The sequence below is a fragment of the Dokdonella sp. genome, assembly GCF_049593775.1.
In the GTDB taxonomy this organism is placed as follows: domain Bacteria; phylum Pseudomonadota; class Gammaproteobacteria; order Xanthomonadales; family Rhodanobacteraceae; genus Dokdonella.
In genome coordinates this window covers 1-10,926 of record NZ_JBAWHJ010000407.1, presented here as the reverse complement: position 1 = coordinate 10,926, position 10,926 = coordinate 1, and the positions used below count along the sequence as shown (strand labels likewise).

9 protein-coding genes are annotated in these 10,926 nt (G+C 62.2%); 2 read left to right on the top strand and 7 right to left on the bottom strand.

Going from position 1 to position 10,926, the window contains the following annotated elements:
- Together WBP53_RS14055 and WBP53_RS14050 are read right to left on the bottom strand one after the other, a co-directional pair.
- Positions 1-838, bottom strand: an 838-nt coding sequence (locus tag WBP53_RS14055) for a class I adenylate-forming enzyme family protein (protein ID WP_423929973.1), incomplete at its 3' end; no start/stop codon positions are given.
- Between the two features lie 9 nt (positions 839-847).
- A complete protein-coding gene (locus WBP53_RS14050; RefSeq protein WP_423929971.1) occupies positions 848-1,096 on the bottom strand; it encodes an acyl carrier protein in 249 nt (82 codons plus the stop codon).
- A gap of 309 nt (positions 1,097-1,405) precedes the next feature.
- On the opposite strand from WBP53_RS14050, the gene WBP53_RS14045 reads away from it, so the two are divergent.
- Entirely contained in the window at positions 1,406-2,584 is a 1,179-nt protein-coding gene (locus tag WBP53_RS14045; protein WP_423929969.1) for a PQQ-dependent sugar dehydrogenase, read from the top strand.
- 350 nt (positions 2,585-2,934) lie between these two features.
- Here WBP53_RS14045 and asnB read toward each other — a convergent pair whose 3' ends face one another.
- Together asnB and WBP53_RS14035 are read right to left on the bottom strand one after the other, a co-directional pair.
- On the bottom strand, positions 2,935-4,875 hold the full coding sequence (gene asnB / locus WBP53_RS14040) for an asparagine synthase (glutamine-hydrolyzing) (RefSeq protein WP_423929967.1): 1,941 nt from the start codon (positions 4,873-4,875) through the stop codon (positions 2,935-2,937).
- An 8-nt stretch (positions 4,876-4,883) separates the two neighbouring features.
- A complete protein-coding gene (locus WBP53_RS14035) occupies positions 4,884-6,050 on the bottom strand; it encodes a glycosyltransferase (RefSeq protein WP_423929965.1) in 1,167 nt (388 codons plus the stop codon).
- A 155-nt stretch (positions 6,051-6,205) separates the two neighbouring features.
- On the opposite strand from WBP53_RS14035, the gene WBP53_RS14030 reads away from it, so the two are divergent.
- Positions 6,206-7,273, top strand: a complete 1,068-nt coding sequence (locus tag WBP53_RS14030) for an acyltransferase family protein (protein WP_423929963.1) — start codon at positions 6,206-6,208, stop codon at positions 7,271-7,273.
- Here the strand turns inward: WBP53_RS14030 and WBP53_RS14025 are convergent.
- The 3 genes from WBP53_RS14025 to WBP53_RS14015 all read right to left on the bottom strand — a co-directional run.
- Positions 7,255-9,324 (bottom strand): NAD-dependent epimerase/dehydratase family protein, encoded by a 2,070-nt coding sequence (locus WBP53_RS14025; RefSeq protein ID WP_423929961.1) that lies wholly within the window; start codon positions 9,322-9,324, stop codon positions 7,255-7,257. The two genes, WBP53_RS14030 and WBP53_RS14025, sit on opposite strands and share 19 nt — an antisense overlap.
- Positions 9,325-9,340: 16 nt before the next feature.
- Entirely contained in the window at positions 9,341-10,537 is a 1,197-nt protein-coding gene (locus tag WBP53_RS14020) for a glycosyltransferase (protein WP_423929959.1), read from the bottom strand.
- Positions 10,530-10,926, bottom strand: a 397-nt coding sequence (locus WBP53_RS14015; RefSeq protein ID WP_423929957.1) for a class I SAM-dependent methyltransferase, incomplete at its 5' end; no start/stop codon positions are given. The genes WBP53_RS14015 and WBP53_RS14020, both read right to left, overlap by 8 nt.

Sequence of the window (10,926 nt, the reverse complement as noted above, 5' to 3'; positions counted from 1 at the left end):
GGGTCACATAGCGCAGGGATGACAGGTCGTAGTCGGCCAATGACACCCGGTTCAGCAGGAGCAGGAAGGTCGACGGCACGCCTGAAAAGCCGCTGACGCGTTCGCGCGCCATGGTTTCGACCATGAGGTGGGGGAAGACCAGGTTTGGTTCTATGACCAGGTAGGCGCCGACTGCAAGATGCGTGTGCAGGACTGAAGCACCATAGGAATAGTAGAACGGCAACACCGAAACGATACTGTCGTCCTTGCCGAGATCCAGATAGGTGATGATCGAATCGACATTCGCGGCGAGATTGGCATGGCTCAGCATCACGCCCTTGGGCGCGCCGGTCGTGCCCGATGTGTAGAGAATCATCGCCAGTTCGGCGGGCTCGCGCTGCGCTGCAATGTGCGTTGACTTGGCTGCGACCACGGACTGCCAGGCGACGCTGCTGCCATCGACGTCGAGTGAGCCGGTGATGATGCGCAGCAACGGTGTTTCGATGGCATCGATTGCCACTTTTGCATCTTCGTGTCCGCCCTCATGGACGACACATCGCGCCTCGCTGTGACGCAACCATGGGCCGAAATCGCGTGAGCGAGCCTGTGCGTTGAGTGGAACGATCACCGCACCGGCGAGCCAGCTTCCGTAGCAGGCGACAATTGCCTCGATGCCATTGGGCAGGATCAGGGCAACGCGGTCTCCGGCAGCAATGCCGGATGCCTGCAGGAATGCCGCGAACGCCCTGGCCTGCGCCCACAGTGTTCCGTAGTCGATGCGCTGTTCGCCGCAGGTCACCGCGCGTCGATCCGGCTCGCTGAGTGCTACCCGTTCGACGCGTGAGATGAGCGAGACCATGCGGACGCTCTACGCAGACAGCTTGTTCGCGACGAAAGCCCCGATCGTGTCGATGGAGTCCAAATTGGCCGGAATCATTTCGGCATTTTCGACCTTGATCGAGTAGGTTTCTTCGAGATGCCCGATCAACTCGAGCATGCCGGTCGAATCGATCGTGCCATTCCGGATCAGCGAGTCGCCATCGGCGAGCGCACTTTCATCATCCGTGAAAAGGTAGTTCTCGAGCACGAAATGCTTGATCTGCTTTTTATGATCCATAGATCTGGTTTCACCCCGGGTTCGTGGCCGTTCGGAACCGGCAAGCGATTGCCCGGTATCCGGTTCGGCTCTGCTGCGCGCTTGCGGTGGGTGATGCGGGTTGCCGCAATCCGTATTCACGGAATACCGCGACGACAATCGCCCCATCCGTCAGGCCGTAATCGCCAATTGTGCACCAAAGCGAGGGCGCTTGGCTTCCCGGCGGGGTCGATTCGGGCCAATTCCAGGCCACACAAATACAAGCGGGTGCAGCAATTGGGCGAATTGGCTATGGTTTGTGTCCAGACTTTGCGACAAGAAGGTGCGGACATGCGAACCAGCGTAGCCATGGCAGTTGTCCTGCTGGTCATTACGGCCTGCACGATGCATCCCGATGCGCCAGCCAGACCTCAAGCCGTTTCAGCGGGCGACGGAACGGCGCAAACCGAATCCAGCGAACGTGGAGAAATCCGCATCGTCGAGGTTGCCAGGGGACTGGAGCACCCATGGGCTCTGGCGTTCCTGCCCGATGGACGGATGCTGGTTACCGAGCGCCCCGGACGCCTTCTCCTGCTCGGTGCGAACGGCGAGTTCATCGCGGAAGTCTCGGGATTGCCGACCATTTTCGTCGATGGTCAGTCGGGCCTGCTCGATGTCGCCGTCGCCCCGGATTTCGCCAGCAGTGGCCTGATCTACCTCTCGTTCGCCAAGCCCAACATGCGCGGCAATCTGGCTGGCACGGCGGTCTTCCGCGCCAGGCTGGAAGGTCAGGCATTGCACGATGGCAAGGTGATCTATGAGCAGGAGCCCAAACTGTCCAGCGGGACTCATGTCGGTTCGCGCCTGGTCTTCGACGATAGCGGCCACCTGTTCGTGACCCAGGGCGAGAACAACAAGCGACCCACGGCCCAGGATCTCGACAAACTGCAGGGCAAGCTGGTCCGGCTCAATCTCGATGGCAGTGTTCCCGAGGACAATCCCTTTGTCGGCCGCGACGACGTACGGCCTGAAATCTGGTCCTACGGCCATCGCAACATGCAGGGTGCAGCCCTCAATCCGTGGACACGCCAGCTATGGACGACCGAGCATGGCCCGCAGGGTGGCGACGAGATCAATATCCCGCTGCCGGGCAAGAACTACGGCTGGCCGATCATCACCTACGGCATCAACTACAACGACAAGCCGATCCCCGAGGCGGTCGGCACTGAAGCCGAGGGCATGGAGCAGCCTCATCACTACTGGAAGGTATCCCCGGCGATCAGCGGCCTGGCCTTTTATGATTCCGATCAATTGCCGAGCTGGAAGGGCAATCTCTTCCTCGGTGCGCTGGCTGGTACTAGCCTGATCCGGCTGGAGCTGGATGGCGACCGTATCGTCCACGAGGAACGGCTGCTGAAGGATCGCGGCGAACGCATCCGGGATGTGCGTGTCGGTCCGGACGGCATGCTCTATGCGCTGACGGACGCGAGCAGTGGGAAACTGCTGCGCATCGAGTTGATGGCCGAATAGGCGAATCCACGTCCATGCGCAACGCTGCCGGTAAACCCGTAGAAGAGCATCTGGCTGCTTTCAACAGCCGAATGGCTGGTCAAGCCAACAACGAAGCGGCAAAGCAGGAAAGTGATTGAAGTCCGCGCCCGTGATGTGACTGTCGGAGGAAGCGGCTTCAGCCGCGATGCTTCTCGTTCGACACCGCGAGCAGAAGCATCATGGCTGCTTTCAACAGCCGAATGGCTGCTCAAGCCAATAACGAAGCGGCAAAGCAGGAAAGTGATCGATGTCCGCGCCCGTGATGTAACTGTCGTAGGAAGCGGCTTCAGCCGCGAAGCTCCACGAAAATCTTGCAGGAGCTTGTAGCCCTAGCCGCCCGTCGAACCGCGCATGAAAGTCTCATCAAGCAGCATGGTCGAGAGAATGCCGACGAAGGCCTGGTTGTCGGCAAAGCCGGTCGCCTTGCCGGCGCGGCACTTGTCGAGCAGCCGGCCAACGCGCACGGCATCGAAGTAGCCCGACTTGCGAATGCGCTCGGTGCTGAGCAAATCCGCCACGTAATCCGGAGCCTTGCCGTTGATGAAAAAGCTCTGGCTATCGGGTGCGCGATACGGCTGCTTGGTACGGGTAACGATATCGATCGGCAGCAGATCGGCAAGTGCGCGGCGCAACAGGTATTTTTCGGTCAGGCCACGGATCTTGTAGTTCGCTGGCAAGCGGTTGCCGAATTCGATGACGCGGTGATCGAGGAACGGTACCCGGCCCTCGACCGAATTCGCCGAGGCGACGCGATCACCTTGCGCCGCCAGCAGATAGCCGGCCAGCAGCGATTTGGCTTCGACGTACTGGTCGCGGGCCAGCGGTGTCCAGCGGTTGATTTCGGGTGGCAGGCGCTGCTCGTACCAGTCCAGCGCATTGCGATCGCCAGTGCTCGCGCGCATCTCCGCGGACAGGAAATTGAGGGCGCGCTGCGAGGTCGTCCAGCGTGGCACGTGGGCAAAAATGGGACGATCGATGTGCTCCAGACCCTGGCCGAAGAAGGATTGCGCAAACGCCGGATTGCTCACCGGCGAATTCTCAAGATAGCCATACAGCCTGCCGAGCAGCTTGGGGCGCATGGTCGAGTTCGGCTGGCGGGCCCAGAACCGGCGTACCTTGGCTTCCTTGAAGATGTCGTAGCCGCCGAAGACTTCGTCGGCGCCTTCACCGGTCAGGACCACCTTGAAACCCTCTTCGCGGACGCGTTGCGAAAGCAGCATCATCGGTACCGGTGCGGTGCGCAGCACCGGGACTTCGGCGTGCCGAATCAGTCGAGGAAATGCTTCGCCGATCTGTTCGCGCGTGCAGCGCAAGGTCGTATGGTCGGTGCCGAGATGGCGCACCATCGCCTGCTGGTGCTCACTTTCGTCGAACTCGGCATCCTCGAACGCGACCGAAAACGTTCGCACCGGCGTCTGTGTGAATCCGCGAATCATCGCGACAATGCCCGAGGAGTCGAGGCCGCCGCTCAGGTAGGCGCCGACCGGAACATCCGCGCGCAGTTGCAGGCGCACGGCGTCGACCAGCAGGCTGCGCAATTCATCGGCGGCCTGTTCCACGGATGTGAATGCCGGCGGCGTACCGATCTCCGGAAACGTCCAGTCCCAGTATTGGGTCAGGGTCTCGCGGCCATCCTCCTCGATCGCCAGCAGATGTCCGGGCGGCAGGCTGTGCACGCCTTCGAACAGGGTCTCCGGATCGGCAGGAGCCCAGTAGGTCAGGGCCTCGACCAGGCCATTCGGATGCAGGCTGGCGCGCTCGGGCAGCACTGCAAGCAGGGCCTTGATCTCGGATGCAAACCAGATCCGGCCGCGGGCACGTGTATGGAACAACGGTCGGATCCCGGCGCGATCCCGCGCCAGCACGAGCCGGCGCTTGCGCGCATCCCACAGCGCAATGGCGAATTGTCCGTTCAGGTGCTCAACGAAACGATCGCCGTAGTGATCATAGAGATGGACGATCACCTCGGTATCGGACTGTGTATAAAAGTGGTGCCCCTGGGCGATCAGATCGGCGCGCAGTTCGACGTAGTTGAAGATCTCGCCGTTGAAAACGGTCCAGACATCACCGCGCTCGTTGTGGATCGGCTGGTCGCCGGAGACCAGATCGATGATCGAAAGACGCGCATGGGCCAGCCCGATGCCGGCATCGACGTGATAGCCGTACCCGTCGGGCCCGCGATGATGCAGGGTATGGATCATGCGTTCGAGCACGCCCTGTGTATCGAGAGACTGGGCGCCTGCACCGCTGAATCCTGCTATTCCACACACGGTCCGGCTTACTCCCCTGGATTGCTTCGATGGATGGCCACGGCTTCGGCGCAGGCCGCGAACGTATCGGTAGCGACATCTGCCCAACTGCGCGAGAAACGTTGCGACAACGCTACTTCGTCCCAGTCGCGTTCCAGCACGGCGGCAAGAGCCGCAGCCAGTGCAGGCGCGTCGCGTGGAGGTACGAGCATCGCACAACTTTCGTCCACGACCTCGGGTACTCCGCCGACTGGCGTCGAAACGACAGGCCGGCCGCAGGCCAGAGCTTCGACCAGAACGTTCGGATGCCCTTCGGAATAGCTCGGCAGTGCGAGCAGATTGCAGGCGGCCATCCAGCAAGCCACTTCGCTGGCTGGCAGCGCACCGACCAGACGCATGCAATTTGCCGGATCGTGCGCCAGCGCGGCGAGTTCTTCGCGCATCGGGCCGTCTCCGACCAGCACCAGCTCGGCATGCGGGTGCGAGCTGCGCAGACTGCGCAGCGCTTCAACCAGCTCACGCAGGCCCTTTTCCGCGACCAGGCGGCCCACGTAGAGAATCAGTTCTGCCTCGGCTGCGACTTTGCAGCGCGTTCTTGCCTCGCTTCGGTCACGACGATGGAAGATTTCGGCATCGCAGCCGTTGGCGATGACGCGCACGGCATCGGCCCTGGCACCGTAGTCGCTGACGGCGAGTCGGCCGAGGTCTGCGCTCACGACAAGCAGGCGATCGGCATTGCGTACGACCGGGCGCGTGAGGTGCCGGCTGATCGCATCGCGAACGCGGATATCCGAGCCGCGAGCGCCCGCCACCAGCGGGACGCCGAGTTCACGCGCGACACGCAAGGCGCCATGAGCGTCCGGATACAACCAGTAGGAAAGAACCACATCGGGTTTGAATGCGGCGGCTTCCGCGCGCAGTGCACGCCCACACAGCCAGCCGTTCAGCGGCCGCGTCAGCAGGGGCAAGGCCGGGTAGGTCACATAGACGACATCGCAGGATGTCACCGGCTCAGCGGGATCCGGTGTGCGAAAAATGTAGCTTTTCGGCCTGGCCCAGTGCGGGTAACGTGCAACCGGACTGATGACGCGCACTTCGGCAAGTCGGCCGAGGGCAGTCACCGTCTGGTGAATCGGTCGCCCGCGGGTTGGCTCACCGGCGACGGGAAACTGCGAGGTTGCGACCAGGATGCGCATGCGGTCCATTGGTTCCCGAAAGGCCCGATTGTATCGGGTCAATGCCCGGGCCTGGACTCTGGGTGGATTTGCGGTCCGGCTGGATGCCGAATGGCCGGCGGCCAGGCAAGCGTATGATTGCCGAGCCCGCAAGCGCGGGCACCGGAGCGGCCAGCGTGCAAACAAGGAAATCGACGGCAACGCGCATCGTTGAACTTGATGCACTGCGTGGCCTGGCGGCATTGGCCGTCGTCGCGTTTCACTACACGACCCAGTATGGAAGGGAGTTCGGGCACCTTGGCTCCGCGCCGGTTTCGTTCTCCTTCGGCAACTATGGCGTCCACCTGTTCTTCATGATCAGTGGTTTCGTCATTTTCATGTCGCTTGAACATACCCGTTCGGCGATGGATTTCGTGGTATCGCGATTCTCACGCCTGTTTCCGGCGTACTGGGCTGCCATCCTCGTCAGCGCGGCAGTCGTCTACACGATCGGCATGCCGTCGCAGCGGCTTCCCTGGCGCGATGTCGCCATCGATTTCACGATGATCCAGCAGATTCTCGGCGCCGAACACCTCGATGGCTCGTACTGGACCTTGCAGGTTGAACTGTTCTTCTATTTGCAGATGCTGCTCTGGTTCATGCTCGGTCAGCTCCACCGGATTCGCTGGATCATCGTCGCCTGGTTTGCGCTGGCTGTCGTCTTCGGCATTGCGGAGAAAAACGATGTCAGGCTCTCCTATACGGTGCACGAGCTGCTGATCGTTCGACACATACCGTACTTTGCCCTGGGCATCCTGTTTTACCGGATTCGCACGCGTCCACAGGATCGCCGCGGAGACATCGGCTTGATCGGATTGGGTTTGCTGGCGACAGGAATCGCGTTCCAGCCTGTCTATTTCGAGGTGGCCGTGATTACCACGGCAATTTTCGCCTTGTTCGCGGCTGGCTTTCTCGGCGGCTTGCGCTGGGCGCCTTTCGCGTTCCTCGGGACCATCTCCTACTCGCTGTACCTGTTGCATCAGGCAATAGGATTCAGCCTGATCTGGCGCCTGGAAATGATCGGCGTTCCGGCCAGCCTGGCGGCCGTGGCTGCCGCGCTACTGGTCACCCTGCTTGCAGTGTTGCTGACGTTTCTGGTCGAGCGCCCGGCCATGCGCGCGATCCGGCGCTCGACACGCCGGCGTCACGAAGCAGCGCTTGCGCTTGCCGCCGGCGAGCCTCCTGCTCAATCCGCCGAACCATAGGTGCGGTCAAGTCCGCGTCGTGCACCAATGCGCGGCTGCCAGCCAAGCCCATCGCGGGCCGCGCTGAGATCGAAGTTGGCAAGTGGCCGCAGCGAACGTACCCGATAGCGTGTCAGTGGCACGTCGCGGCGCAACAGTTTGCCGAGCATCTCGACGCCGAATGCGAGGGTCATGAACAGCCAGGTTGGAACGCGCACGACGCGCAGTTCATTGCCAAGTTTTCGTTTGGCCTGGTCTAGGTATTCCTGTTGCGTGATCAATGCCGGATCTACGACATTGAACAGCTTGCCAGTCGCATCAGGAGCTTCGGCTGCGAGCAACAGCGCGTCGATGACATCGTCGACATAGACCAGTGGCAGGGTCATGCTGCCCTCGCCAACGGCGACCCAGCGTCCGGCCAACCCGACTACTGCATTTGGGGTAGCCTTCTCCGCGCCGGGGCCGAAAATCTGGCCGGGCCGGATAATGACAGCAGGCAATGCGTCGTTGCGAACTGCATCGAGAACCATCTGCTCGGCGGTCAGCTTGGTCTGCGTATAGGCGCCACGCCACTCCGGGTGTGGCTCGTAGGCAGATGCTTCGGTCATGGCGACGTCGGGATCACGACCAACGTGATCGAACACGCTCATCGAACTGACGTAGACCAGGCGCTGGCTGCCGTGCTTCTTGCAGGCATCGACCACATTGCGCGTGCCCCAGACCGTGCCGGCTTCGAAGTCGCGCGGACTGCCGCGCATGGCAGCGCCGACGTGATAGACGATTCCTGCACCCGCAACCGCATGGTCAACACTGCGCGGATCGCCCAGGTTGCCGATGACGACCTGGATGCCCGGATCACTGCTGTAGGCCTCGACCGGCTTGCGCAGCAGGACGCGAACGCTCTGGCCGCGCTTGCGCAGGGCCTTGACCAGAGCCCGCCCCAGAAAGCCTGCACCGCCGGTGACCAGTGCATCGACCGGCGCCAGTTTCGCGTAGCGCTTCTCGATTTCTTCATGGCGCAGGCGATCGGGCTCGACGCACGCGGGTTCCAGCAGCGAGATCACGCGCAGGGCGGCAGCGCCGTCGAATGGCGGCTTGCCGTTGTCGCGTGCGGCAATCGCGAAATCGGCGGCTCCCTTCTGGATGCCGGGCGAAGGCTTGAGCATACCGGTAGCGAAACGCAGGACGTTCCATGGCACGCGAAAACAGTCGGCCATCGCACTGAGCATCGTATTGAGGACAATGCCGATGAACTTGGGGCCTGGCAGTACGCGATGTATGCGAATGATCTGCAGGAAGCGATCGATCTCGATACTGCCCCGGGTGCCGCGCACGACCACGCGACTTTCCATTGGTCGCGAATTCCACGACAACAACATGCGTCCGATGGCATTGCCGCTGGTCGCCGTCGCCTGCCATTCGTCGAAACGCAGATTGGGATCGCGTTCGCTGGCCTGGAAATCGACGCGCAAACCCGACAACGGGCCCAGGAATGCCTCAAGCGTGTAAAGCCCATGGACACCGAGGTCGCGGAATGGGTAGGACCCTTGCGCAAGCTGGGCCGGCAGGGGGCCGCCGGCATAAGCCGGGTATTCCGAACTGCGCAGGATGTCGACTGAAACGATCTCGCCGATGCGGCCGGCACGTACGGCTTGCAGCGCTTTCATGACCACCGGATCGAGCAGGTCGGAGTGATTGACGCCGAGAATCAGTCCCCTGGCCTGGGCCTTTTCGATCATGGCTTCGCATTCGGCGACAGTGTCGGCCATCGGCTTTTCGACCAGTACGCCGCAGCCCATGTCCAGCGCCTTGATGGCGAGTGCCGCGTGCGATGCCGGCGGTGTCAGGACATGCATGATCTGCGGGCGTGCTGCCGCGAGTTCTTCGAATCTCGTGGCGACCAGGCCAATGTCGTAGCGTGCAGCCAGCGCCTCTGCCGCCTCACGCTGGGTGTCGCAGATGCCCACCAGTTCGACGAAATCCAGTCGCTTCAATGCGGCCAGATGATGGTTGGCGACATAACCGGCGCCGACAATCGCGACACGCAACTTTGCGGGGTTTACTGCACTCATGGAACAAGCCTCGGGTTTATCGGGATGCGGGTTGTAGTGATTGGCGTGCAAGACCCTGTGCCACACGGGCCACTACCTCATCGACACGTCGATCCCAGGATTGGTCGGCCACCGCGGCCATGCGTTTCGCACAGGCATCCGCCGACTGGTCAAGCACGGCAAGGTCCAGCGCGGCCAGGAAGGACTCGCGGTCGTCGGCAATGCGCACCACGTCCGAGAATTTCTCGATCTCGGCATTGCGCACGCTGACCACCGGTTTCCCTGTTGCCAGGTATTCTCGCAGCTTGAGCGGGTTGGCGTTGGCGACCTGCCGGTTGAGCCGATACGGGATGATCGCCGCATCAAAGGCCCTGGCCCAATTGGGCAGGTCGCGATAAGGCTGTGCGCCCATCAGATGCACGTTGGACACCTCGTCCAGCGCGGCGGTATCGACTGCAGCGTGGCCGACCATCAGAAATGACCACTGCGGGCGCTGGCGCGCCAGCCAGGCGATCAACTCGAAGTCGATCCACTCGTGCAGTGAGCCGAAGTAGCCGATTACGGGATGCTGCAGACCTTCGGCCCCCGCGGCAACGGCAGTGGCCGGGTCGGCTGCCCTGGCGAAAAGATCCAGATCGACGCCATGCGGCGAGAACACGGTATTCGGATTGAGCGCCTGCTTAGCCGCAACCAGGGCAGGCGGGGCTACGAATAGCAGGTCGGCATGACGACTCAGCTCTTCATCACGACGGCCGATCAGCTCGGCATCGACGCCGGGGTGCGCGGCGTAGTCGTCGATACAGTAGTAAACGCAGAAGTCCTCGCCGAGCCGGCCGGCGAGGAAACCCGGATGAGGTACGACGAACCAGGAAATGCACCGGTGGATGCCGGCCTTGCGTGCAGCCCTGCGCACGGCCCAGCGGCCGAACCAGCGATTCAGCAGCTCCACGCCCGCAATTCGCCGGAATGGCAACTGGGGAACCGTGCAATGCCACAGGTTGCCTTCGATGCGGGTGGGCGGTCTCAGGGTCGCCAGCAGTTTCCTCAGCATGCGACTCAGGTCACGGCCACTCGCTGTTGGCGCCCTGAGACCCGGCGAGCTGATGTAGAGCAGGGGTGTGCGATTGGCCAGGCGCATCGCGACATGATGGCTGCTGGTCCGGTTTTCCGAGTGCCAGTCGTTGCCGAAATAGAGAATGCCGCGTCCGTCGAACGGGTCCGGGGCATCACTCATTGTGCCACCAGCACACCAGCCACACGGTCCCGCCGTGCCAGATCCAGTCTTTCTTCAGGCCTGGAATCCTGTCCAGATGCGGGCCGACGCGCCGCGCAGCCGGTGCAAAGATCGTGACCAGGCAATTGCGCCCCAGTTCCGACATGCGTGCGAGGGTGCGTTCGACGTCACTCATGTAGTAGAGCACCTCGCAGGCAGTCACCAGATCGAAGCGCTGGACCTCTGCAGTCCAGGGTTGGCCGAATATGTCTGTCGCCGCGAATTTTGCCTCCGGCAATCGTGATCGGGCTCGTTCCACGGCCTTTTCGCTGACGTCCAGTCCGTAGGTCCTCGATGCCAGTTGGGCCAGATGACGCGTCTGGTGGCCTTCGCCACAGCCCAGTTCAAGC

What these genes read in the sequence shown, in the direction of transcription:
- WBP53_RS14020 (WP_423929959.1), bottom strand. Translation starts at nt 10,537, where the DNA reads ATGAGTGATGCCCCGGACCCGTTCGACGGACGCGGCATTCTCTATTTC.
- WBP53_RS14050 (WP_423929971.1), bottom strand. Translation starts at nt 1,096, where the DNA reads ATGGATCATAAAAAGCAGATCAAGCATTTCGTGCTCGAGAACTACCTT.
- WBP53_RS14025 (WP_423929961.1), bottom strand. Translation starts at nt 9,324, where the DNA reads ATGAGTGCAGTAAACCCCGCAAAGTTGCGTGTCGCGATTGTCGGCGCC.
- WBP53_RS14035 (WP_423929965.1), bottom strand. Translation starts at nt 6,050, where the DNA reads ATGCGCATCCTGGTCGCAACCTCGCAGTTTCCCGTCGCCGGTGAGCCA.
- WBP53_RS14045 (WP_423929969.1), top strand. Translation starts at nt 1,406, where the DNA reads ATGCGAACCAGCGTAGCCATGGCAGTTGTCCTGCTGGTCATTACGGCC.